Raw genomic sequence first — 21,898 nt, forward strand, 5'->3', positions numbered from 1 at the left:
CGACCGCAGGGAGCGCCCTTGACGGACCGACCCGACACGGAAGGACAGTGGACTGACGGGACGCCCCCGGACACACCACCGACCCCGAGTCATCGGGTCCTGCTCCGGTGCCCCGCCGCACTCGCCCGGCCCCGCCCGTGCAGGCCCCGCCTCCCGAAGCCCCGCCGCACTTACCCGGCCCCGCCCCCGCAGGCCCCGCCCCCCGAAGCCCCGCCCCACTCACCCGACCCCGCCTACGCAGCCCCCGCCCCCTACCCCCGCCCCAGGATCAGCGTTCCCGATGAGCAGAACCAGCCTCCCGTGCCCGACGCCACCGCCAGCTGCGGGAGGCGGCCTCCGCGCTTCGTGACCTGGCGGTCGGGGCCCGCTTCGCCGCGGAGCTGGCGGACGGCCTCGACGATCAGGAACAGGCCGCGCATGCCCGGGTGGCAGGCCGACAGGCCGCCGCCGTCCGTGTTGACCGGCAGTTCGCCGTCGCGGAGCAGGCGGCCCTTCTCCACGAAGGCCCCGCCCTCGCCCTTCGCGCAGAAGCCGAGGTCCTCCAGGGTGACCAGGGTCATGTACGTGAACGCGTCGTAGATCTGCGCGATGTCGACGTCCGCCGGGGTCACCCCCGCCCGCTCGAACGCCGTGCGGCCCGAGACCGCCGCCGGGGAGACGGTGAAGTCCTCCCACTCCGACATCGTCGTGTGGGAGACCGACGTGCCCGAGCCCAGGATCCAGACCGGCTCCTTCGCCGTGTCCGGTACGTAGTCCTCCGCAGCCAGCAGCACCGCGCAGCCGCCGTCCGAGCGGATGCAGCAGTGCAGCTTCGTGAACGGGTCCGCGATCATCTCGCCGGACAGGACCTCGTCGACCGTGATCGGGTCGCGGAACATCGCGTCCGGGTTCGTCGCCGCGTTCGCCCGAGCCTGGACCGCCACCGAGGCGAGCTGCTCCAGCGTCGTCCCGTACTCGTGCATGTGGCGGCGGGCGGCCATGGCGTACTTCGAGACCAGCGTGTGTCCGTACGGCACCTCGAACTGCAGGGGGCCCCGCGCCCCGAAGGAGAGGTTCGAGGTGCGCCGCCGCGCCTTGATGTCGGCCCGGGCCGTCGAGCCGTAGACCAGCAGCACGGCGTTCGCGTGGCCCGCGGCTATCGCGTCCGCCGCGTGCGCCGCCATGACCTCCCAGGTCGAGCCGCCCACCGAGGTGGAGTCGACCCAGGTGGGGCGCAGCCCCAGGTACTCGGCCACCTCCACCGGCGCGAGGATGCCGAGGCCGGCCGAGGCGAAGCCGTCGATGACGGAGCGGTCCAGGCCGGAGTCGGCCAGGGCGCGGCGGGCGGCCTGCGCGTGCAGGGCGTACGGGGTGGGGCCGTCCACCCGGCCGCAGTCGGAGAGGGCGACGCCGACGACGGCGACCCGGCGGCGTCCGTTGCGGCGTCCGTTGCGAGCTTCGGTCGTGGGTCCGGACGCGGGTCCGGGCGTGGGTCCAGGCATGCATCAGAACGTACATCTGACGTAACGTCAGTTTCTAGCCCACCCCCTGTGCATCTGTCGCCGCCCGCCCTAACATGACGCCCCGTCAGAAGAGCCCCCAGCCACCGCTGGGAGGTGCCCCCAGGAGGAGCCAGACGATGGATGCCGCCTTCACCGCGGAGCAGGACGAGATGCGCCGCACCCTGCGCGAGATCCTGGGCAAACGCTGCGGCCCGGACGAGGTCAAGGCCGCCGTCCGCACCGCCGCCGGGCACGACCGCGAGCTCTGGCAGCAGCTCGCGCAACAGCTCGGCCTGCCCGGCATCGCCGTCGCCGAGGAGTACGGGGGCGTCGGCTGCACCCCCGCCGACCTGGCGCTGGCCTGCGAGGAGACCGGCCGGGCGCTGCTGCCCTCGCCGCTGCTGGCCACCGCCGCGCTCGCCGTACCGCTGATCACCGCCCTCGGCACCGCCGCCCAGCGCTCCGCACTGCTCCCGGCGCTCGCCGCCGGCGGGCTCACCGCGGCCCTCGCCGTCCCCGGCCCGGCGCTCTCCACCGCCCTCGCGCTGACCGGCGACAACACCCCCGGGGAGTGGGCCGGCGGGGGCCGCGCCGGCGGGGTGCAGGCCCGGCCCGGCGAAGGAGGCGGCTGGCGGCTGTACGGGGAGGCCGCCCAGGTGCTCGACGGGCACAGCGCCTCCCTCCTGCTGGTGGCCGCGCACACCGGCGGGTTCGCCCGGAGCCGCACCCTGCTGTTCCTCGTACGGGAGGACGCGCCCGGGCTGGCCAGGGCGCGGCAGGCCACCCTCGACGAGACCCGGCCGCAGGCCCGCGTCCAACTTCGAGACACTCCGGCCGAGTTGCTCGGCGAGGACGCCGACAACGCCACCGGCGACGCGGTCCTCGCCGCGCTCGCCGCCACCGGGCGCACCGCCGCCGCCGTACTCGCCGCCGAAGCGGTGGGCGCGGCCGGGCAGGCGCTGGCCCGGACGGTGGAGTACGTCCGCCAGCGCGAGCAGTTCGGGCGGCCGATCGGGTCCTTCCAGGCGGTCAAACACCGGCTCGCCGACCTCTACGTACACGTCCAGGCGGCCCGCTCGGCTGCCTACTACGCCGCCTGGGACCCGCGCCAGGGCGGCCTCGCCCTGGCCCAGGCCCTGGAGGCGCTGCGGATCACGGCGGGCGAGGCGATCCAGCTGCACGGCGGCATCGGCTTCACGTGGGAGCACGACGCGCACCTGTACTTCAAGCGGGCGGCGGCCGACGAGCTGCTGTTCGGCCCCGTCCACCGGCTGCGGGCGCACGCCGCCCACCGCTCGGGCCTGTTCACCACCCCACAAGAGAAGGTGGCCGTCTGATGGCACTGGCAGCAGGCGTCAAGCTGATGCAGAAGGTCTCCTCGACCATGCTGTTCGCCAAGCTCGCACCGCACTTCATCCCCGCCATGGACAAGGCGGTGCACAAGCTGACCCGCGGCAAGGTCATGCTCAGCGCCCAGATGCTCCCCGGCGTGATCCTGACCGCCAAGGGCGCCAAGACGGGCGAACCGCGCACCACGCCGCTCGCCTGCATGCCGGAGGAGGGGGGTGTCAGCTGGCTCCTGATCGGCTCCAACTTCGGCCGCCCCGGACACCCGGCGTGGACCGCGAACCTGCTCAAGAACCCGGAGGCGGACGTGAGTTGGAAGGGTCAGGACATCGCCGTGCGGGCCCGGCTGCTGGAGGGCGCGGAACGCGCGGCGGCGTGGCAGGCCGTACTGGGGTTCTGGCCGCCGTACGCGACGTACCAGGCGCGCATCGAGCGCGAGATCCGGCTGTTCCGCCTGGAGCGTCGCTGATCGCGGCGGGCGGCCGGCAGGGGAGGGAGAGGGGCGGAAGGGGCTGGGAGAGGGGGCGGCGGACCCGGGGAGGGTCCGCCGTTACTTGGTCGGCTTCTTCCCGGTGATGCCCAGGTGGACGAGCAGCGCCAGGTTCGGCTTGAGCTCGGCCTGCTTGACGCCCCAGGTCTGGAAGCCCTTCTGGTGCGAGGCGACCGCGGCCAGCATCGCGACCAGCGAGCCCGCCATCGCCGCCGGGCTGAGGTCCTTGTCGACCTTGCCCTTGGCCTGGAGCTCCTTCATCGACTCCGTCAGGGAGTTGGTGACGGAGTTCAGGATCTTCATGCGGATCTTGTAGAAGCGCTTGTCGCCCTCGGCCGCGCCGAGGTCGACGACCCGCAGGATCGCGTCGTTGCGCCGCCAGAAGTCCAGGAATCCCTCGACTAGTTCCTCGGCGGCCTGCCAGCCGGCCTTGCCGACCCAGTTGCGGCCCTCGACGAGCGCCGTCAACTGCGCGCCCTCCGTGGCCATTTGCTCGGCGATCTCCAGGACGGCGCCTTCGACGTCCGGGAAGTACTGGTAGAAGGTCGCGGGGGAGGTGCCGGCCTTGCGGGCGACGTCGATCACCTTGACGTCGCGGTACGGCGAGGAGCTGAGCATCTCGCTGAGGCAGTCGAGCAGCTTCTGCCGCGTCGCCTGACCGCGCCGGCCGGCAACGCGGCCGTCGACGGTGCGTACTTGTCCTGTCATGCCGTCAGCTTACCGAGGGGTGATCCGCGCGCGATTCGGCCGCCTGCAAATGGGGTTACGGGACGCCTGGCCTGGGTGAAGGCGGCGCCCGGGGCCGCTGCGGGTGGCGGTTTCCGGGCGGCGGACGTGCTGATTCCGGGCGCATCCCGCACAGATCCGGTGCGAAATCCGGGCGACCGAAGCCCTTCCCACCCCGCCCGCTTCCTCTAGAAATCCCCCGATTAGTCTTATCAACAGGCTGTGGACAAGTTTTCGGGCAGATCATGGCTGAGGGGCACAGAGGGGCACAACGGAAGGAACCGGGCCATGGCCGCATTCGCGGAGGGCACACCCTGCTGGGTGGACGCCTCGCTTCCGGACGTCGAGGCCGGCAAGCGCTTCTACGGTGAGCTCTTCGGGTGGACCTTCTCCGCCGGCGCCGGCCCCGAATACGGCGGATACACCCAGGCCTACAGCCGCGGCCGCAACGTCGCCGCCCTCGCCCCCAAACCCGACGGCCGCATGCCCACCGTCTGGGGGATCTACCTCTACACCGTCGACGCCTACGCGTGCGCCGCCCGCATCCGCGCCTCCGGCGGCCAGATGGTCATGGACCCGCAGCCCGTGGGCCCGTACGGCGGCGCCGCGCTGGCCGCCGACCCCGGCGGGGCCGTCTTCGGCCTCTGGCAGCCCGGCACCCACCACGGCTTCGAGGCCCAGCAGGAGCCGTACACGTACTGCTGGAGCGAGGTCTACACGCGCGCCCGCGACGCGGTCGACGTCTTCTACGCCAACGTCTTCGGCTACGTCCCCGAGGACCAGGACGACGCCGGGAGCGGCATCGAGTACCGCCTGTGGTCCCCGCCCGGCAGTCGGCCCGGGGCCGACACCGCGGTCCTGGGGCGCAGCCTGATCACCGACGCGTTCCCGGAGATCATGCCGGCGCACTTCCTGGTGTACTTCGCCGTCCCGGACGTCGACGAGTCCGTCGCGACGGTGAAGCGGCTCGGCGGCCGCGTCACCGCAGACCCCTTCGACACCCCGCACGGGCGGATCGCGGTCGTCGCCGACAACCAGGGCGCGGTCTTCGCCCTGCTCTCCGAGCCCCGTACGGGTCCGCTCGGGTAAGGGGTGCCCGGGGGCCGGCCGAGGGGACGGCCGAGGAGACAGGCGAGGGGACGGCCGACGGGACGTCCACGCCCGGCCGCGACTGTGACGACGCACCCCTCGCGCGGGCCTGACAGAATCGGGGTTGCGCGACCCCGGGCGGCGCCCGGGGTGAGACGCTGCACGGGGCCGACCGCCGTGCCGGCGCGCGTGCAGGTGGGAACGGGCCCGGCGAGGGCCCGTACGGGGATTGTGAGGCGAGTGGTGGAGCAGCTGACGCAGCACGACCCGAGACGGATCGGCCCCTTCGAGGTGCTGGGACGGCTCGGCGCCGGCGGCATGGGGCTGGTCTATCTCGCACGGTCGGCATCGGGACGCCGGGTGGCGATCAAGACGGTGCGGACCGAGCTCGCCGAGGACCAGCTCTTCCGGGTGCGCTTCACCCGTGAGGTGGAGGCGGCGCGCGCCGTGTCCGGCTTCTACACCGCGGCCGTCGTCGACGCCGACCCGCGGGCCGCCGTGCCGTGGCTGGCGACCGCGTACGTCCCGGCGCCCTCCCTGGAGGAGATCGTCAACGAGTGCGGGCCGATGCCCGCCCAGGCCGTACGGTGGCTCGCCGCCGGCATCGCCGAGGCCCTGCAGTCCATCCACGGCGCGGGCCTGGTCCACCGCGACCTGAAGCCGTCCAACGTGCTCGTCGTCGAGGACGGCCCGCGCGTGATCGACTTCGGCATCGCGAGCGGCGTCTCCAACACCCGCCTGACCATGACGAACGTCGCCGTCGGCACGCCCGCGTACATGTCGCCCGAGCAGGCGAAGGACTCGCGCAGCGTCAAGGGCGCCAGCGACGTCTTCTCGCTCGGCTCCACCCTCGTCTTCGCCGCGACCGGCCATCCGCCGTACCACGGGGCCAACCCGGTGGAGACGGTGTTCATGCTGCTGCGCGACGAGCCCAACCTGGAGGGGCTCCCGGACGAGCTGCGGCCGCTGATCGACTCCTGCATGCAGATGGACGCGACCCAGCGCCCGACCCCGGCCGACCTGCAGGCACAGCTCGCCCCGCACCTCTTCGACGGCGGAGACGACAGCGGTACCGCCTCGGCGTGGCTGCCGGGCCGGGCCGTCGCCATGATCGAGGCCCGGCGGGCCGGGCAGCGCACGGCCGCCGCGCCGGTCCCGGCGCCCGGCCGCGGCCCGGGGCGCGGCTCCGACGCCGCGACGCACCGCAGGGAGCCGCGCGGCGGCGCCGGCGGCGCCGGCGGAGCCGACCCCTGGGTCGACCCGCGCACCGGCCAGGCCGTGCCCCAGCGCCCGCAGCACCCGCCGCGGCCGGTCTCCCCGGCGCCGTCCGGCGAGCCGGTCCGGCTCGGCGGATCGCCGGTGCCGATCGGGCCCGGGCCGCGCGCGAGCGCGGCGGCGCCCGCCGCGCACGCGGCCGCCGCCGACTCGGCGACCGGCTGGGTGCGCCCGCCGGGCGGCTCGGCGGCCGCCGCCCCGGGCCGGGCCCCGGCGTCCTCCTCCGCCTCGGCCGTGGTGCCCTCGCCCGCCGCGGGCCCCGACAGCGGCCGCTGGCGGCCCTGGCGCTTCCGCATGTCGAACGAGGTCTGGGGCACCCCGACCGTCGCCGGAGACCTGCTGTACGTGACCTCCTTCGAGGTGCACGCGCTGGACGTGGCCAGCGGCCGCCGCCAGTTCAAGACCCGCGACGTCGCCTGGTCCATGGCCGTCGCCGACGGCCGCATCCACGCCTCCGACGGCCCCTCCCTCTACGCGCTCGACGCCTCGGACGGCTCCGAGCGGTGGCGGCTGAACACCGACGCCTGGGTGTACGCGCTGCGCGCCGACCGGGGCACCGTCGTCACCGCCACGCGCGGCGGCGGCGTACAGGGCTGGGAGGCGTCGAACGGCCAGAAGCTGTGGGAGCTGACCGGTGCCCAGAGCGACTTCGAGACCCCGGAGGCGGCCCCCGTCCTGCACGAGGGCACGGTGTACGTGTGGCAGGACGCGCGGCTGCGCGCCCTGGACGCCCGCAGCGGCCGCGAGGCCTGGTCGTACCCGGTCGGCGACGCCGCCTCCTGCGGCAACGTCCCCGTACGGGTCACCCCGGCCCCCGACGGCAACGTCTACATCGCCGCCGGCACCCGCGTGCTGTCCGTGGACCGGGCCTCGGGCCGGGTCCGCTGGCACTTCGAGGCCCCGGCGGTCTTCCTGGCCGCCCCGGCCTACGCGCCCGGCGCGGCGGTCACGGGCGGCGGGGTCTACCTCGCCGACTACCTGGGCACGGTCTACGCCCTGGACGCGGCCACCGGCCAGGACCGCTGGCGGATCGCGACGGAGGCACGGCAGTCCTCGGACCCGGTGGTGGTCGCGAACGGCAACGTCCACCTGGGTGCCGGCAGCGCCCTGTACACGCTCGACGCGGTCACCGGCACCCCGAAGTGGCGGTTCGCGGCGGGCGGCGAGATCACCGGCCTGCCGGCGGTCGCGGACGGCCGGGTGCACTTCGGCTCGGCCGACCACTGCCTGTACACGCTGGACGCGGCCGGCGGCCAGCTCCGCTGGAAGCTGGCCACGGGCGGGGAGATCACGGGCGCCCCGGTGGCCGAGGCGGGCGTGGTCTACGCATGCAGCAAGGACCGCTGCGTGTACGCCCTGGACGCCGCCAAGGGAACGGGGACCCGTACGGCCGGGTGAGGGTTTTCGGGCCCCTCCGAGTCGCGTGCGGCACCGGGAGTGACAGGATGGACCCCATGAGCAACGTTTACTTCGACATCAACATCGACGGCAAGCCCGCCGGCCGCATCGTCTTCAACCTCTTCGACGAGGTCGTCCCGAAGACGGCGCGCAACTTCCGCGAGCTGGCCACCGGCCAGAACGGCTTCGGCTACGCGGGCTCGGGCTTCCACCGCGTCATCCCCGAGTTCATGCTCCAGGGCGGTGACTTCACCAACCACAACGGCACCGGCGGCAAGTCCATCTACGGCGAGAAGTTCGAGGACGAGAACTTCACGCTGAAGCACGACCGCAAGTACCTGCTGTCGATGGCGAACGCCGGCCGCAACACCAACGGCTCGCAGTTCTTCATCACGACGGTCCTCACCCCGTGGCTCGACGGCAAGCACGTCGTCTTCGGCGAGGTCGTCGAGGGCTCCGAGATCGTCGACGCCATCGAGAAGCTCGGCACCCCCTCGGGCGCCACTCGCGGCAAGATCGAGATCGCCGCCTCGGGCACCGTCGAGGCCTGATCCACCCCGCACCACCCGCCGTACCGGCTGGTCGGCCCCGCCCCCCTCACCGGGGGCCGGGGCCGCCGCCATGCCGGGGGTACGAGGCCCCATGGCCACGGACACGGCCACGGACACCCGCCGGCCGTCAGAGCTTGCGGACCCCGTGCCAGGTCCAGCCCGCGCCGAGGACCGTCTTGCGCAGCGGGTCCTTCAGGTCGCGGGTGTCCAGGCTGAACGACTCGACCTTCCGGCGGCTGCCGTCGGGCCCCCGCTCGAAGGTCCACTCCTTCTGCCTGTGGCGGATCGGGCCGCGCCCGTGCTCGCGCTGCACGGTCCGGCCCGGCGGGCTGCCGGCCCGGGTCACCGCCCACTGCTCGTCCATGGCCCGTACCTCCCGCTCCGCGGGGAGCAGGCGCATCCACACCTTGAAGGTCCGCTCGACCTGCCGGCGGTTCAGGCCGGTTCCGGTGGGGGGTTCCGTCACCTTCCAGTCCGCGACCAGGTCGGCGTCCCCGCCGCCCGCCTCGCGGACGCTGAAGACCACACCGGTGCCGTTCAGCGCGAGCAGCGCGGCCCGCAGCTCCGTGGTGGGGATCGCGGAAGCGCCCGCGTCGGCCCGCACGGTGCCCATGTACTTGTCCCAGAGGCGGCCCATCAGCCGGTTCCTTCGCCCGTGTCCAGGCGCACCGTGCGCAGGAACGTCCGGAAGCCGGGCAGGACGCCGTCCTCCTGCGCCGCCGTCGAGGTCAGGACGAGGCGGATCACCGCGCGCCGGTGCGGGTTCCCGAGGTCCACGACGGTCAGGTAGACGTGGGACTGGACGAGGTCGCGGCGCACCCCGCCCGCGACGGCCGTCAGGGTCAGCCGCTGCGCCAGCCCGGGCGAGCCCTCGGAGCCGAGCTCGCGGCGGCTGGTCACCGTCACCGATTCGGCGTCGGCCCGGCGCAGCCGCTCCACCGACTCGTCGGCCATGTCGGTGAGTGTCGCCCCGTCCGGGCGGAAGTCGCCGTCGACGGTGATGTTGGCGGTGAACCCGGCGTCGGGGTGCGGGTACAGCGCGATGAACGCCACGCCGGGTGCGCCCACCTCGTCCGGAGGAGCCGCTTCCCAGCCTTCCGGCAAGCCGAACTCGATGGGCACCGGCAGGGTCGTGGGCATCTCAGGCCCTCCTTCCACGGGGGAGTACGGGGAGTACATCAGTCAGGCGTCCGGCGCGGTCAGTCGAACCAGCTCGTGACCTCGTCCTTGACGGAGCCGGCCGTGTCGCCCACCCAGTCGGCCGCGTCGCCCGCGGCGTCCTTGACCTTGCCCGGGTCGACCGTGAACTCGCCGCCCACGGCTCCGCCGAGGCCGAGCGCGAGGCCCACCTTGCCGCCGAAGTGGTACTTGCCGTCCTCGCCCTTGCCGAAGGTGACCTTGGCTTCCGCGCCCGCGCCGTACCAGCCCTCGGCGGTGGCGCCGGCGCCGAGTCCGGCGACCTCCGCGCCCGTGGCGACGCTGGCCTTCTCGCCTGCGAAGGCCTTCACGCCGGCGTTGAAGCCCTCCTTGCCCGCCCCGAGGCTGGCGGAGGCCTCGCCGCCCGCGAATCCCTCGAAGCGCCCGTAGCCGCCGACGACGCCGTAGTTGGCGTGTCCTTCGAGCATCGCCCGGACGCCGGCCGAGACCTCGGCCTTGCTGGTGAGGCCCTTGTCGTTGAATCCCCAGTTCGCGGTGGACCTGGCTCCGATGTAGATGTCGTCGACCCCGCCGAGGTTGAACCGGCCGTTGTTGTACTCGCCCTTGTAGTTCATGTGGAAGAGGTCGGCGTACGCCTTCATCGACCCTTCCTTGCCGTACTTGGTGCCGGTGAGCTTGAAGCCGGCGTCCGGCCCTGTGATCGTGAGCCCGTCGTCGGCCTTCGGCGGCCGGGGGAGCGACTCGTCGAGCTTCTTCGGGGCCTTGTCCAGGTCGCCCTCGGCGTAGCGGTTGAAGCCGGTGAGCGTTTCGTCGTTGCCCTTGCCGAAGGCGTCCTTGTTGCTGTCGATGACGGCGGCGCTGAGGGCGATCTTGACGTTGTGGTCGAGCTCGGAGACGGCCTTCACCCGGTCGTCGATGTGCTTCTGCCACTTGCCGACGGCGTCACTGACCGTCTTCTGGCCGTCAGGGTCGTGGTGGTACGCGCTGCGCTCGGAGGGCGTCAGCTTCGACCAGTCGAACGCGACGTGACCCTGCTCGGAGACCGTCATGCCGGCGGCTATCGCGTCGTCGCGCGCGCTCTCCAGCTTCTGCTTCAGGTCGGTGAACTTCTCGTGCGCGTCGCGCAGCAGGCTCCCGATCGCCTTCGCCTGGGCCTGCGCGGCGGTGTACTCGTAGCGGGTCGCCGCGAAATTGGTCCGGGCGGTCTGCTGGCTGACCCCGTTCCAGGTCTCCCCGCCCACCGTGATCTTTTGCACGGAATCGCCGTAGCGGGTCTCGACCTTCTTCAGCTCGCCCGCCATTTCCTCCCATTTGGCGGCTGCCGTCGTCAGTAGACCCAGGTCCGTGGTCATGACTTCGTAGTAGGTCAGCACCAGATCCCCTCACAGCTTTTACAGCGTCTTCACCGTCGACTGCGCCGCAAGGAACCGGACATGGTGCGCCTCCCCGTTGGCCGGCTTTGATCATATGCATGGCAACTGTGAACGGGGCAAGCGGTGATAGCGTGGCCCGCCGTTGTCCAGGGGAGGGGTTTCGAGCCATGGTGGCTGGACGTCGGATCAGGTTCACCGCGGTGCTGGTCGCGGTCGTGTTCGCGCTCACCGGGTTTTCGTCGAGCGGGCACGGGCACGGCTCGAAGAGCAGCGGCGGCGGCAGCGGCGGCGGTTGTTCCAGCTCCAAGAAGCGCAGCAGCTACAACGGCGGCAACAACAACAGCAGCAACGGCAGCGGCGGCGGGAAGTCGACCCCTTCGCCCACCAAGAGCGCCGGTGCGCCCGCACACGCCTCGGTCGTCACCTGCGCCGGTCCCGGCAAGCCGGAGGCCGTCCTCAAGGTGACCTCGGACGTGGACTCCACGCGCCTCGTCAACGTTCCGGTCGTCTTCCAGGGCGCGAGCGGCGTCGTGGAGCGGACCACCGTCCCGGTCTCGCTCAAGGCGCGCGAGACCCGGACCGTCACCGCCACGATGAGCCGGAAGGACAAGGCGGCCGACGTCGGCTCCTGCGCGGTCGGCACCGTCAACTAGGCCGTCTCTTTCTGCTAGCGGATCCGCGGCTCCGGCGCCGCCCGGCGCCCCGTGAACAGGTCCGCCTGCCGCTCCGGCGGGAGGTTCCCCAGCGAGATCAGCGCCGGGGCCTGCGCAAGCGCCTGCTGCAGCGCGGCCTGCTTCGCCGACCACAGGGCCCGTACGGTCCCCTGTACGGCCTCCGTCGGATGGCCGGCCAGCGTCCCGGCCGCCCGCAGCGCCGCCGGGAGCAGCTCCCCGGGCTCGGCCAGCTCCGAGACCAGGCCGATCTCGTACGCCCGGCGCGCGGAGAGCCGTTCCGCGGTCCCCATCAGGGACATCCGGGCGGCCTCCCCGAACGGCATCCGCTGCGCCATGTACACGGCCTCGTACGCGCTGACCATCCCGTACGTCGTGTGCGGGTCGAAGTAGGTCGCGGCCGAGGAGGAGACGATGAACTCCGATTCGCCCAGCAGGTAGAACGCCCCGCCGCACGCCATGCCGTTGACGGCGGCGACCACCGGCTTCCACAGGTCGTTCGCCTTCGGGCCGATCGCCACCAGCGGATCGTCCACGGAGTAGGGCGAGGGCGGCTGCGGGACCTCCGTCCCGCGGTCGATGCCGGTGCAGAAGGCCGCCTGCCCGGCGCCGGTCAGCACGATCGCCCGTACGTCGTCCGCGAACCGGAACTCCCGCCACACCGAGGCCAGTTCGGCGGCCGTCGCCAGGTCGATCGCATTGTGCTTGCGCTCCCGGTCCAAGGTGACGACCGCGACCCCGCTCGCCTTGTCCCGCTCCACCCGTACCGTCACTGCTTCTCCAGCACCCAGCGCGGCACCGTCATGCCGCCGGTTTGCGCGAACACCACCTGGACGCGCGCGCCGATGCGCAGCCGGGCCGGGTCCACCGAGTTCATAGGGGCTTCGGCCGAGGTGACCAGGTTCCCGGCGAGGCGGATGCGCGGGGCGTCGGCGAGCTCCACGAGGATCACGTTGTACGGGGCCTGCGCGGCGTACGCGGGCAGCAGCGGCGGGTGCGGCAGGACGTACGACCAGATCCGTCCGCGGCCCGACACCGGCCGCCACTCGGAGTCGAAGGACTGGCAGTGCGGGCAGCACGGCCGGGGCGGGAAGCGGAGCCTGCCGCACGCGGTGCAGGCCTGGACGCGGAGCTCGCCCCGGGCCGCGTACTCCCAGAAGGGGGCGCCGTCCTCGTCGGGGACGGGCAGGAGCAGCTCGTCCGCGGAAGCGGAGGTGGTGGTGGTCATCGGGTCAGCTCCTCAGCAGGATCGCGGACGTCGGGACACCCTCGCCCGCCGTCACCAGGCAGGTCGCGGCGTCCGGCACCTGGGCGGTGGAGATCCCCCGGAGCTGCTTGACGCCCTCGTTGATCAGGTTGAAGCCGTGCACGTAGGCCTCGGACAGTCCGCCGCCCCCGGTGTTGATCGGGAGCCGGCCGCCCATCTCCAGGGCCCCGCCCTCGGTGAACGCGGCGCCCTCGCCGCGCCCGCAGAAGCCGTAGCCCTCCAGGGACAGCGGGATGAGCGGGGTGAAGGCGTCGTAGATCTGGGCCACGTCCACGTCCTGGGGCCCGAAGTCGGCCTGCTTCCACAGGTGCCGGGCGGCGGTCCAGGCGGGCCCGGACAGCGGGTCGTCGTTCCAGTAGTTGACCATGCCGTGGTGTTGGGCGGGCAGGCCCTGGGCGACGGAGTGGACGTACACGGGCTTCCGGCGGCAGTCGCGGGCGCGCTCGGCGCTCACGATGACGCAGGCCAGTGCCCCGTCCGTCTCCAGGCAGTTGTCGAAGAGGCAGAGCGGGTCGCTGATCATGCGCGAGGTCATGTACATCTCGCGGGTCAGCGGGCGCTCGTACATCATCGCGGCCGGGTTCTCGTTGGCCCGGTTGCGGCAGGCCATGGCGACGTTGAAGAGGTGGTCGCGGGTGGCGCCGTACTCGTGCATGTAGCGCCGGGCCAGCATCCCGATCTCGTCGGCGGGGCGCAGCAGCCCGAAGGGGCGGGTCCACTGGCCGGGGGTGGGCAGCTGGACCGCGGTGTTCTTCCAGGGGCGCGGGCCGGAGCCGCGTTTGCGCGAGCGCCAGGCGACGCCCACGCTCGCCTGCCCGGTGGCGACGGCGGCCGCGAGGTGGCCGACGGTGGCGCAGGAACCGCCGCCGCCGTAGCCGATCTTGGAGAAGAAGGTGACGTCGCCGGCGCCGATGGCCTTGGCGACCTCGACCTCGTCGGTCTCCTCCATCGTGTAGGAGGAGAACGCGTCGACCTCGGAGGGCGCTATTCCGGCGTCCGCGAGCGCCGCGAGGATGGCGCGGCAGGCCAGTTCCTTCTCGGACTCGGGGAGACGTTTGGCAAAGGCGGTCTGGCCGATCCCCACTATCGCCGTAGCGTCCTTGAGTGTTGCCGCCATCGCCACCTCCGGGGCTGCACCAGTACTGACAGCCGCGAAGGCTACAGCTAATCTGACGGATAGTCAGCTACTGGGAGGGGTGTGCGATGACCGAAGACGCGCGGGGGGACCTTCGCTGGGGCTCCATCGCGGGACTGGTGCGCGCGGCGGCCGCGGAGTACGCCGAGCGCGAGGCCGTCGTCGACGGGCGCGTCCGCATCAGCTACGCGCAGCTCGGCGAGCGCGTGGAGCGGGCCGCGGCCGCCGCCATCGCCGCCGGGATCGAGCCGGGCGACCGGGTCGCCGTCTGGGCCCCCAACACCCTGGAGTGGATCGTCTCCGCGCTCGGCGCGGTCTCGGCGGGCGCCGCCCTCGTCCCGCTCAACACCCGTTTCAAGGGCTCCGAAGCCGCGTACGTCCTGCGGCGCAGCCGGGCCAGGCTCCTCTTCGTCACCGGCACCTTCCTCGGCACCTCGTACGTCGCCTCCCTGCGCCGCGCCGCCGCCGAGGGGGAGGGCCGCGGGCCGCTGCCCGGGCTGCCGCACCTCGAACAGGTCGTCGTCCTCGCCGAGGACGCCCCGGAGTCCTTCCTCACCTGGAAGGAGTTCCTGGCCGGCGGGGACGGGACCGGCGCCGACGCCGTGCGCGAGCGCGCCGAATCGATCCGCCCGGACTCCCCCTCCGACATCATCTTCACCTCGGGCACCACCGGCAGTCCCAAGGGCGCCGTCATCACCCACGCCCAGTCGCTGCGCTGCTACGACGTGTGGAGCGAGCTCGCCGGCCTGCGCGAGGGCGACCGCTACCTGATCGTGAACCCCTTCTTCCACACCTTCGGCTACAAGGCCGGCATCATCGCCTGCCTGATGCGCGGCGCCACGATGGTCCCGCAGCCGGTCTTCAACGTGGACACCGTCCTCGCCAACATCGCCGCCGAGCGGATCTCCGTACTCCCCGGCCCGCCCACCCTCCACCAGTCCCTCCTCGACCACCCCCAGCGCGACCAGCACGACCTGTCGGCGCTGCGCCTGGTCGTCACCGGCGCCGCGGTCGTCCCGCTCCGGCTCGTCGAACGGCTCCGCGGCGAACTGCACATCGCCACCGTGCTCACCGCGTACGGGCTCTCCGAGGCCAGCGGCATCGTCACCATGTGCCGCCGCGGGGATCCGGCCGAGGTCATCGCCTCGACCTCGGGACGGGCCATCCCGGACACCGAGGTGAGGGTCGCCGACGAGCACGGGCGCGCCCGGCCCGCCGGCACGGCGGGGGAGGTGTGGGTACGGGGCCACCACGTCATGCGGGGCTACTTCGAGGACCCGGCCGAGACCGCCGAGGCCGTCACCCCCGACGGCTGGCTGCGCACCGGCGACGTCGGGGTCCTCGACGCCGAGGGCAACCTGCGCATCACCGACCGGATCAAGGACATGTTCATCGTCGGCGGGTTCAACGCCTACCCCGCCGAGATAGAGCAACTCATCGGCCTGCACCCGGACATCGCCGACGTCGCCGTCGTCGGCGTCCCCGATCCGCGCCTCGGCGAGGTCGGCAGGGCGTACGCGGTCCGCCGCCCCGGCTCCACCCTCACCGCCGACGACCTGATCGCCTGGTCCCGCCGCGAGATGGCCAACTACAAGGTCCCGCGCGAGGTCGAGTTCGTCGCCGAACTCCCGCGCAACGCGAGCGGAAAGGTCCTCAAGCGCGAACTCCGCGCCCGCCTGGTCAGGGGGTGAGCGTGCCCAGGTTGAGGTCCACGGGGAACGGCACCGCCACCTTGAGCCGGTCACGGTGGATCCCGGTCGGGACGTACGTCCGGGTGACGGTGTCCAGCTCGTAGACGTGTACGACGGGCTCGCCCTGCTCGTCCTCGACCCGCCAGAAGTGGGGGATCGCAGCCTGGGCGTACTTGAAGGGCTTGATCGAACGGTCGCGGTCGGCCGACTCCTCGGACACCACTTCGATCACCAGGACCACCTCATCGGGGAGGTAGCGGGTGCGGTCGGGGTCGTAGGCGACCGTCGCTGCCAGGATGTCAGGCTCGGGACGGCTCCTCTTGTCGAGGCGGATGGTCATCTCCCGCTCGATGACCATGCCGTCGGGCGCTGCTTGCTCCAGCCTCGCGGTCAGCCTTCCCACGAGTCGGGAATGCCAGGACCGCTGCGGGGACAGCATGAAGATCAGCGCTCCGTCGATGAGCTCGGTGTGCCGAGGGGCCTGGGGCCAGTGGTCGAGGTCGTCCGCTTCCCAGCCGCTCGGGCGGGGCGGGAGCATCCATTCGGGGAGCTCGGCTGACATGGTGTCCTCCAGAGAGTGCGGAGCCAGCCTAGTGGGCCTGGCGTGCCGGTACCGGCGCTCTAGTCAGCCTTGCGGGCCAGGACCAGGCGCCAGCGCGGGGTTCCGTCGTCGCGGCGGCCGAAGTGCTCCAGGGGGGCGGTCTCCACCGTGAAGCCGGCCGCGCGCAGGTCGGCGCGGACGCCGCCCAGCGGGAAGGTCCGGTAGTACATGACGAACGGCGGCCGCCACACGGCGTTGCGCACGCGCATCGCCGCGTCGAAGCCCGCCACCGCCCACCACACGGGGGAGCTCGGCGGGATCGGCGCCCCGATCGGGAACGCGAAGAGGCCGCCCGGCCGCAGCGCGGCGTGCACGCCGGAGAACAGGGCGGGCCGCTCGGCCGGGAGGAAGTGGCCGAAGGCCCCGAAGCTGACGGCCAGGTCGTACGCGTGGGCCGGCCCGGACGGCAGCGCCCGCGCGTCGGCCCGTACGAGGTCGACGCGCTCGTCGGGGTGTGCCCGCGCGGCCTCGGCCAGCATGCCCGCGCTCAGGTCCACCCCGGTCACCCGGCCCCGGCACAGCCGCAGCAGCATGCCGAGCCCGGCGCCGGTCCCGCAGCACACGTCGAGCCCGGATCCGAAGGAGCCCTCCCGCTGCGCCAGCGTCTCCTCGACGGCGTCGAGCATGCGGTCGGGGGTGCGGAACGGGGTCTGGTCGAACTTGGGCGAGAGCAGGTCGTACCCGCGCTCGACGGACGAGAGGGCCTGCACGGCGAGCTCGCGGACGGTGGGTCCCTGTGAGGTGAACACGGGCCCAGCCTAGTGAGGGGAGGTCCGGGACCGGGGCGCTCCCGCGTGATCATCGGCATGGTGATAAAACGGTCTTCTCGTGACGTACAGTAGAAAACGTCCATTTTGCCAAAGCTTGGGGTTCTCGTGGTGAGCGCCGTACGGAGCTCGACGGCCGGCAGCAGCGCTCCGGAGAAGACCCTGCGGATCATCGAGGCGCTGAGCGCGCCCGGCGGGCCGCACCGGCTCGCGGAGGTCGCCGCCGCCTCCGGCGTGCCCAAGTCCAGCACCTACCGGATCCTGGCCTCGCTCGTCGAACAGGGCTACGCCGTCACCGACGGGGACGGCAGCTACGGCATGGGCCTGCGGCTGCGCTCGGTCGCCGCCGGGGTCTGCGCCGAGCGGCCCGAGGGCATCGTCGAACTGCTGGAGTTCCTGCACCGGGGGACCGGCCACGCCGTCCACCTGGCGCTGCGCCACGGCGCCGCGCTCACCTACATCCGGCAGACCGAGAGCGGCCGGCCCTTCCGCAGCCCCGCCCGCGTCGGCATGCGCGCCGCCCTGCACTCCACCGCCATCGGCCGATCCGTCCTGGCCCACCTCCCGGCGCAGGAGGCGCAGGCGGTGCTGCGGGCCGCCGGAGTGTCGGCGTGCACCGCCGCCGGGCTGGGTGTCGTACGCGACCGCGGCTACGCCCTCGACGACGCCGAGGACGAGCCCGGAACCGAAGCCGGGACCGGGGCCGTGACCGGGACCGGGGCCGTGACCGGGCCCCTGCACCTGCCCCGGACCCGGACCGGGACGCCGCCCGTACGCTGCCTGGCCGCGCCCGTCTTCGACCGCGACGGCGCCCCGGTCGGCGGCATCAGCCTCACCGCGGCCGCGGCCCTGACCACGCGGGCGGAGCTGGAGCGGCTGTCGCCGGCGCTGCTCGAAGCCGCCCGGGGCGTGGAACTGCTGCTCCAGCGCGGCTGACTTCCCCGCATCCGGACGCGGGCATGCGACGGCGGCCGCGGTGGCTCCCCCTCCGGGCCACCGCGGCCGCCGTCCTTGTGTTGCTCCCCCGTTGTCCGTACTCCCGGTGGTTCCCCCGTGACCCCACCGGGCCGTGCTCCCCCGTGACCACGTGGGGTTCCCCCGAATCCCCGCGTGGCCCCCCCGTTGGTCCGGTTCCTCACATCCCCCGTGGAACCGGCCCCCCGTCCCCCGTTATCCCCCGTGGGACGTCTTACGGACGCGGACCGGAGGCGTGGTTGTCCATCGCCACGATGTCCTCGCCCGAAGCCGGCTTCTTCTCCAGCGGCTTGATCTCGATGCCGGAGGCGTGATTGTCCATCGGCGTGATGTCGACGCCCGGTGCAAGGCTGTCGTCGAGCGGCTTGATCTCGATGCCGGACGCGTGATTGTCCATCGGCTTCATGTCGCCGTCGTTCGGCAGGATGTTCTCGTTCGTCGTCATCGGTTCTCCTGATGGATGGGTCGGGCCCGTTCGGCGATTCCCCCGCGGACCGCCGAACGGGTGGTCCTCCAGCCGACTCTCGCGCCCCCCGACGCGGTGAGTCGATGTACCCATCTTGGCGGGCGGCGATAAACGAACGATGAATGCCTCATTCATCAGCCGATCACCGGCCGGGCGGCCTGCGACCGGCCCACGACCGGCGGCCGATCGCCGCAGCTCAGGACGGTCAGGCAGCAATCTCCGCGGCCAGCAGGGCCTGCACTTCGGCCAGTTCCGCGGACTTCAGCTGCTTGAAGACGACCTCCGCGTCCCGCCAGCACACCCGCGCCCGGTCCCGCTGCCCCAGCCGCCGCAGCGCCTTGCCCAGCACCGTCAGCACGGTCGCCCGCCGCCACTCCCCGCCGATCCCGCGCAGCGCGATGGCCTGTTCGGCGTGCGCGGCCGCCAGCGTGGGCCGGTGCGCGGCCAGATGGGCCACGGCGAGCCGGAAGTGCGTCACACCCTCCCACAGCGGCTGGCGGTTGTCGTGGAACAGCGAGAGCGCCTCGGTGAGCTGGTCCTGCGCCTCGCCGAGCCGCCCGGCCTTGGTGAGGGCGATGCCCAGCGCGTAGCGGCCGTTGGCCAGGCGCAGCGTCAGGCCCATCCGGTCGTATATGGCGATGCCCTGCTCGGCGAGGTCGATGGCGCTGGTCAGCCGCCCCAGTTCGACGTGGATCCGGGACAGGTTGCACAGCGCGCTGGCCTCGCCGATGTGGTTGCCGTCGGCGCGGAAGTTCTCGATGGCCTCCAGCAGGTACCGCTCGCCGTCGGCGTGCCGGCCCTGGTAGAGGGCGATGATCCCGCGGTCGTTGGGCGCCCAGCAGCTGGGCAGCGGGTCGCCGGCCTCGCGGGCGAGGTCCATGGCCTGGCGGGCCTCCTCGTCGGCCTCGCCGAAGCGGCCCGCGACCAGGTGGACGTTGGTGAGGGTGGTGCGGGCCCGGCCCTCCGCGTGCGGGTCCTTCGCGGCGTGCGCGGCGTCGCGCAGGGCCACGGCGGCGGACTCGTACTGCTTGGAGTTGGCCCCCGACTCGGCGAGGTCCTTCGCCGCCCACAGCAGGTCGACGGCCCGACGCAGCACGTCCGCCCGCCCGGTCGAACGTACGGAGGCCTGCCGGACGCACGCCAGCAGCGGGTCCGCCTCGGCGTACAGCCAGTCGAGGGCGGCGCGCGGCTCGGCGAAGCGCAGGCCGGGGTAGTGGGTGGCCGACAGGTGGGCGGGCAGCCGGTCGCCGGGGCGCTCCACCGCGTACACCGCGGAGGCGGTGGCGAGGTAGAAGTCCAGCAGCCGGTCCAGGGCGGCGTCCCGGCCGCTCGGCGGCTGCTCGTCGCGTTCGGCGCAGGCACGCGCGTAGAGCCGTACGAGGTCGTGGAAGCGGTAGCGGCCGGGCGCGGCCGATTCGAGGAGGGAGCAGTCCACTAAGGCTTCGAGGAGGTCCTCGGTGTCGTACTCGGGCAGGTCGAGTACGGCGGCCGCGGCGGCCAGCGAGATGTCGGGCCCGTCGGCGAGGCCGAGGAGTCGGAACGCGCGCTGCTGCTCGGGCTCCAGCTGCCCGTAGCCGAGCTCGAAGGTGGCCTTGACGGCGAGGTCGCCGGCCTGGAGCTCGTCGAGGCGGCGGCGCTCGTCGGCGAGCTTCGCGGCGAGGACGGACACGGTCCAGGTGCGGCGGGCGGCCAGCCGGGAGGCGGCGATGCGGATGGCGAGCGGCAGGAACCCGCAGGCACCGACCACGTCGAGGGCGGCCTGGCGTTCGGCGCCGACGCGCTCCGCGCCCACGATCCGGGTGAACAGCTGGAGGGCCTCCTCGGGACTCATCACGTCGAGGTCGACGAGATGGGCCCCGGCGAGGCCCGCCATGCGGACCCGGCTGGTGACGAGCGCGGCGCAGCCCGCGGTGCCCGGCAGCAGCGGGCGGACCTGGGCGGCGTCGCGGGCGTTGTCGAGCAGGACCAGGACGCGGCGGCCGTCGAGCGTGGAGCGGTAGAGCGCGGCCCGCTCGGCGGCGCTGTCCGGGATGGCCGTGTCGGGGGTGCCGAGGGCGCGCAGGAAGGAGCCGAGGACGGCGACGGGCTCGGCGGGCCGCGGCTCGGTGCCCTGGAGGTCGACGTAGAGCTGGCCGTCGGGGAAGTGCGGGCGGGCGGCGTGCGCGACGTGCACGGCGAGGGTGGTCTTGCCGACGCCGCCGATGCCGGCGAGTGCCGAGACGGCCATGACCTGGCCGCCGACGCCGGACAGGATCTCGCCGAGTTCGTTGACGAAGGTGGTGCGACCGGTGAAGTCGGCGACGGTGGCGGGCAATTGGGCAGGCCTCACGAGAGCCGGCGCGGCGGCCGGTGCCGGGTCCTCGGCGCAGGCGAGCTCGGCGTCCGCGCGAAGGATGCGCTGCTGGAGCGCGGCGAGTTCGGGTCGGGGGTCCACGCCCAGTTCGTCGGCGAGGAGCCGGCGGGTGTCGGCGTACACGGCGAGTGCCTCGGCCTGCCGGCCGCTGCGGTACAGGGCGAGCATGAGCAGCTCGCGCAGCCTTTCGCGCAGCGGGTGGGCGGCGGTGAGGGCGGTGAGCTCGGAGACGGCCTCGGCGTGGTGGCCGACCTCCAGGTCGAGGTCGAGGCGGGTCTCCAGCAGCTGGAGGCGCCATTCCTGGAGCCTCGTGCGCTCGGTGTCCGCGTGCGGGCCGGGGACCCCGGCGAGCGGTTCGCCGTCCCAGAGGTCGAGCGCGCGGTCGAGGAGCGTACGGGCGAGGATGCGGTCCCCGGTGCCGCGGGCCTGTTCGGCGTCGGAGGCGAGGCTGCGCGCGACGTCGAGGTCGAGGGCGTCGGCGGGGGTGTGGATGGCGTAGCCGCCGGACTCGGTGACGAGCATGCCGGGCGCGAGGACCTTGCGCAGGCGGGAGGCGTACGTACGGATCGTGGCGAGGGCCTGCTGCGGCGGGTCCTCGCCCCAGATCGCGTCGATCAGCTCGGGCGCGGTGGCGGTGCGGCCGCCGCGCAGCAGCAGCGCGGCGAGCAGGGCACGCTGCTGGGGGGTGCCCGAGGGCAGCGCCTCGCCGCCGCGCCAGGCGCGGATGGGGCCGAGGACGGCGAAGCGGCAGGGGTCGGGGGACGGGGCCGGGTCGGCCGCGGGCGGGGTGGGCGTGCCGGTCGAGGCGGGTGTGCCTGCCGGGGTGGCCGCGCCTGCGGAGGGCGCGCCGGCGGAGGGCGTGCCGGCGGAGGGCGCGCCGACAGAGGGCGCGCCGGCGGGGGCGGACGTCCCGTCCGGGGCGGGCGCGCCGGTCCCGGTGTCCGTGGCGTGAGCGGTCGTGAAGTCAGGCCGAACCCCGGTCGTGGCGTCCGGCGCGGCAGCGGAATGGCGCCGGGCTGCCTCGGGGTGGTTCCGCTGGTGCGGGATGGCCGGTATGCCGTCCATCTGTCGTCCCCCCTGCCTT

General features: G+C 73.2%; 20 protein-coding genes. 8 read left to right on the plus strand and 12 right to left on the minus strand.

Features of this window, described 5'->3' with window-relative positions; translation table 11 throughout:
- Window positions 1-251: 251 nt before the first annotated feature.
- On the minus strand, window positions 252-1,481 hold the full coding sequence (locus ACFYZS_RS37970) for an acetyl-CoA acetyltransferase (protein ID WP_389023375.1): 1,230 nt from the start codon (window positions 1,479-1,481) through the stop codon (window positions 252-254).
- Window positions 1,482-1,618: 137 nt separating this feature from the next.
- On the opposite strand from ACFYZS_RS37970, the gene ACFYZS_RS37975 reads away from it, so the two are divergent.
- Both ACFYZS_RS37975 and ACFYZS_RS37980 read left to right on the plus strand, forming a co-directional pair.
- Window positions 1,619-2,818, plus strand: coding sequence for an acyl-CoA dehydrogenase family protein (locus tag ACFYZS_RS37975; RefSeq protein WP_389023378.1), 1,200 nt, complete (start codon window positions 1,619-1,621; stop codon window positions 2,816-2,818).
- Window positions 2,818-3,297 carry a nitroreductase family deazaflavin-dependent oxidoreductase gene (locus ACFYZS_RS37980; RefSeq protein ID WP_389023381.1) on the plus strand — a complete coding sequence of 160 codons (480 nt, stop codon included), beginning with the start codon at window positions 2,818-2,820 and terminating at the stop codon, window positions 3,295-3,297. Before ACFYZS_RS37975 ends, ACFYZS_RS37980 begins: the two co-directional genes overlap by 1 nt.
- 81 nt (window positions 3,298-3,378) lie before the next feature.
- Here ACFYZS_RS37980 and ACFYZS_RS37985 read toward each other — a convergent pair whose 3' ends face one another.
- On the minus strand, window positions 3,379-4,026 hold the full coding sequence (locus tag ACFYZS_RS37985; RefSeq protein WP_053790587.1) for a TetR family transcriptional regulator: 648 nt from the start codon (window positions 4,024-4,026) through the stop codon (window positions 3,379-3,381).
- Between the two features lie 306 nt (window positions 4,027-4,332).
- Between ACFYZS_RS37985 and ACFYZS_RS37990 the strand changes: the two genes are divergently transcribed.
- The 3 genes from ACFYZS_RS37990 (at window position 4,333) to ACFYZS_RS38000 (ending at window position 8,357) form a co-directional block, all read left to right on the plus strand.
- The gene (locus tag ACFYZS_RS37990) at window positions 4,333-5,133 is read left to right on the plus strand and encodes a VOC family protein (RefSeq protein WP_389023384.1); all 801 of its coding nucleotides are present in this window, start codon (window positions 4,333-4,335) and stop codon (window positions 5,131-5,133) included.
- 240 nt (window positions 5,134-5,373) lie between these two features.
- Window positions 5,374-7,806 (plus strand): serine/threonine-protein kinase, encoded by a 2,433-nt coding sequence (locus tag ACFYZS_RS37995; RefSeq protein ID WP_389023387.1) that lies wholly within the window; start codon window positions 5,374-5,376, stop codon window positions 7,804-7,806.
- Between the two features lie 56 nt (window positions 7,807-7,862).
- On the plus strand, window positions 7,863-8,357 hold the full coding sequence (locus ACFYZS_RS38000) for a peptidylprolyl isomerase (RefSeq protein ID WP_389023389.1): 495 nt from the start codon (window positions 7,863-7,865) through the stop codon (window positions 8,355-8,357).
- Window positions 8,358-8,484: 127 nt separating this feature from the next.
- Here the strand turns inward: ACFYZS_RS38000 and ACFYZS_RS38005 are convergent, their stop codons facing one another.
- Genes ACFYZS_RS38005 through ACFYZS_RS38015 form a run of 3 tightly spaced genes read right to left on the minus strand, consistent with a single transcriptional unit; the run spans window position 8,485 to window position 10,867 of the window.
- Window positions 8,485-8,994 carry a hypothetical protein gene (locus ACFYZS_RS38005; protein WP_389023392.1) on the minus strand — a complete coding sequence of 170 codons (510 nt, stop codon included), beginning with the start codon at window positions 8,992-8,994 and terminating at the stop codon, window positions 8,485-8,487.
- Window positions 8,994-9,497, minus strand: a complete 504-nt coding sequence (locus ACFYZS_RS38010; protein ID WP_389023395.1) for a hypothetical protein — start codon at window positions 9,495-9,497, stop codon at window positions 8,994-8,996. Before ACFYZS_RS38010 ends, ACFYZS_RS38005 begins: the two co-directional genes overlap by 1 nt.
- A gap of 59 nt (window positions 9,498-9,556) precedes the next feature.
- Window positions 9,557-10,867, minus strand: coding sequence for a hypothetical protein (locus tag ACFYZS_RS38015; RefSeq protein ID WP_389023398.1), 1,311 nt, complete (start codon window positions 10,865-10,867; stop codon window positions 9,557-9,559).
- Between the two features lie 188 nt (window positions 10,868-11,055).
- Here ACFYZS_RS38015 and ACFYZS_RS38020 point away from each other — a divergent pair, with 188 nt between their 5' ends.
- Window positions 11,056-11,541 (plus strand): hypothetical protein, encoded by a 486-nt coding sequence (locus ACFYZS_RS38020; protein WP_389023401.1) that lies wholly within the window; start codon window positions 11,056-11,058, stop codon window positions 11,539-11,541.
- Window positions 11,542-11,555: 14 nt separating this feature from the next.
- On the opposite strand, the gene ACFYZS_RS38025 is transcribed toward ACFYZS_RS38020, so the two are convergent.
- Genes ACFYZS_RS38025 through ACFYZS_RS38035 form a run of 3 tightly spaced genes read right to left on the minus strand, consistent with a single transcriptional unit; the run spans window position 11,556 to window position 13,943 of the window.
- The gene (locus tag ACFYZS_RS38025; RefSeq protein ID WP_389023404.1) at window positions 11,556-12,332 is read right to left on the minus strand and encodes an enoyl-CoA hydratase/isomerase family protein; all 777 of its coding nucleotides are present in this window, start codon (window positions 12,330-12,332) and stop codon (window positions 11,556-11,558) included.
- Window positions 12,329-12,787 carry a Zn-ribbon domain-containing OB-fold protein gene (locus ACFYZS_RS38030; protein ID WP_389023407.1) on the minus strand — a complete coding sequence of 153 codons (459 nt, stop codon included), beginning with the start codon at window positions 12,785-12,787 and terminating at the stop codon, window positions 12,329-12,331. Before ACFYZS_RS38030 ends, ACFYZS_RS38025 begins: the two co-directional genes overlap by 4 nt.
- 4 nt (window positions 12,788-12,791) lie before the next feature.
- A complete protein-coding gene (locus tag ACFYZS_RS38035; protein WP_383343105.1) occupies window positions 12,792-13,943 on the minus strand; it encodes a lipid-transfer protein in 1,152 nt (383 codons plus the stop codon).
- Window positions 13,944-14,029: 86 nt separating this feature from the next.
- Between ACFYZS_RS38035 and ACFYZS_RS38040 the strand changes: the two genes are divergently transcribed.
- The gene (locus ACFYZS_RS38040; protein WP_389023412.1) at window positions 14,030-15,652 is read left to right on the plus strand and encodes a FadD3 family acyl-CoA ligase; all 1,623 of its coding nucleotides are present in this window, start codon (window positions 14,030-14,032) and stop codon (window positions 15,650-15,652) included.
- Here ACFYZS_RS38040 and ACFYZS_RS38045 read toward each other — a convergent pair.
- Both ACFYZS_RS38045 and ACFYZS_RS38050 read right to left on the minus strand, forming a co-directional pair.
- Window positions 15,642-16,214, minus strand: a complete 573-nt coding sequence (locus tag ACFYZS_RS38045) for a Uma2 family endonuclease (RefSeq protein ID WP_389023416.1) — start codon at window positions 16,212-16,214, stop codon at window positions 15,642-15,644. The genes ACFYZS_RS38040 and ACFYZS_RS38045 overlap by 11 nt on opposite strands.
- 59 nt (window positions 16,215-16,273) lie before the next feature.
- Complete coding sequence (locus ACFYZS_RS38050; protein WP_389023419.1) at window positions 16,274-17,002, minus strand: class I SAM-dependent methyltransferase; 729 nt, start codon at window positions 17,000-17,002, stop codon at window positions 16,274-16,276.
- Window positions 17,003-17,131: 129 nt separating this feature from the next.
- Here ACFYZS_RS38050 and ACFYZS_RS38055 point away from each other — a divergent pair, with 129 nt between their 5' ends.
- Entirely contained in the window at window positions 17,132-17,956 is an 825-nt protein-coding gene (locus tag ACFYZS_RS38055; protein WP_389023424.1) for an IclR family transcriptional regulator, read from the plus strand.
- Between the two features lie 253 nt (window positions 17,957-18,209).
- On the opposite strand, the gene ACFYZS_RS38060 is transcribed toward ACFYZS_RS38055, so the two are convergent.
- Together ACFYZS_RS38060 and ACFYZS_RS38065 are read right to left on the minus strand one after the other, a co-directional pair.
- Window positions 18,210-18,440: a hypothetical protein gene (locus tag ACFYZS_RS38060; RefSeq protein WP_389023427.1), complete on the minus strand. Its 231-nt coding sequence runs from the start codon at window positions 18,438-18,440 to the stop codon at window positions 18,210-18,212.
- 226 nt (window positions 18,441-18,666) lie between these two features.
- Window positions 18,667-21,879: a BTAD domain-containing putative transcriptional regulator gene (locus ACFYZS_RS38065; protein WP_389023430.1), complete on the minus strand. Its 3,213-nt coding sequence runs from the start codon at window positions 21,877-21,879 to the stop codon at window positions 18,667-18,669.
- Window positions 21,880-21,898: the final 19 nt, after the last annotated feature.

Origin of the sequence: Streptomyces sp. NPDC001903 (assembly GCF_042891345.1) — a bacterium.
Taxonomy (GTDB): domain Bacteria; phylum Actinomycetota; class Actinomycetes; order Streptomycetales; family Streptomycetaceae; genus Streptomyces.

Bases quoted from the DNA above. Each gene is read 5' to 3' on its own strand.
- ACFYZS_RS38015 (WP_389023398.1), bottom strand. From the start codon at position 10,867: ATGACCACGGACCTGGGTCTACTGACGACGGCAGCCGCCAAATGGGAG.
- ACFYZS_RS37980 (WP_389023381.1), top strand. From the start codon at position 2,818: ATGGCACTGGCAGCAGGCGTCAAGCTGATGCAGAAGGTCTCCTCGACC.
- ACFYZS_RS38065 (WP_389023430.1), bottom strand. From the start codon at position 21,879: ATGGACGGCATACCGGCCATCCCGCACCAGCGGAACCACCCCGAGGCA.
- ACFYZS_RS38000 (WP_389023389.1), top strand. From the start codon at position 7,863: ATGAGCAACGTTTACTTCGACATCAACATCGACGGCAAGCCCGCCGGC.
- ACFYZS_RS38010 (WP_389023395.1), bottom strand. From the start codon at position 9,497: ATGCCCACGACCCTGCCGGTGCCCATCGAGTTCGGCTTGCCGGAAGGC.
- ACFYZS_RS38060 (WP_389023427.1), bottom strand. From the start codon at position 18,440: ATGACGACGAACGAGAACATCCTGCCGAACGACGGCGACATGAAGCCG.
- ACFYZS_RS37990 (WP_389023384.1), top strand. From the start codon at position 4,333: ATGGCCGCATTCGCGGAGGGCACACCCTGCTGGGTGGACGCCTCGCTT.
- ACFYZS_RS38045 (WP_389023416.1), bottom strand. From the start codon at position 16,214: ATGTCAGCCGAGCTCCCCGAATGGATGCTCCCGCCCCGCCCGAGCGGC.
- ACFYZS_RS38030 (WP_389023407.1), bottom strand. From the start codon at position 12,787: ATGACCACCACCACCTCCGCTTCCGCGGACGAGCTGCTCCTGCCCGTC.
- ACFYZS_RS37970 (WP_389023375.1), bottom strand. From the start codon at position 1,481: ATGCCTGGACCCACGCCCGGACCCGCGTCCGGACCCACGACCGAAGCT.
- ACFYZS_RS37985 (WP_053790587.1), bottom strand. From the start codon at position 4,026: ATGACAGGACAAGTACGCACCGTCGACGGCCGCGTTGCCGGCCGGCGC.
- ACFYZS_RS38040 (WP_389023412.1), top strand. From the start codon at position 14,030: ATGACCGAAGACGCGCGGGGGGACCTTCGCTGGGGCTCCATCGCGGGA.
- ACFYZS_RS38005 (WP_389023392.1), bottom strand. From the start codon at position 8,994: ATGGGCCGCCTCTGGGACAAGTACATGGGCACCGTGCGGGCCGACGCG.
- ACFYZS_RS37975 (WP_389023378.1), top strand. From the start codon at position 1,619: ATGGATGCCGCCTTCACCGCGGAGCAGGACGAGATGCGCCGCACCCTG.
- ACFYZS_RS38035 (WP_383343105.1), bottom strand. From the start codon at position 13,943: ATGGCGGCAACACTCAAGGACGCTACGGCGATAGTGGGGATCGGCCAG.
- ACFYZS_RS38020 (WP_389023401.1), top strand. From the start codon at position 11,056: ATGGTGGCTGGACGTCGGATCAGGTTCACCGCGGTGCTGGTCGCGGTC.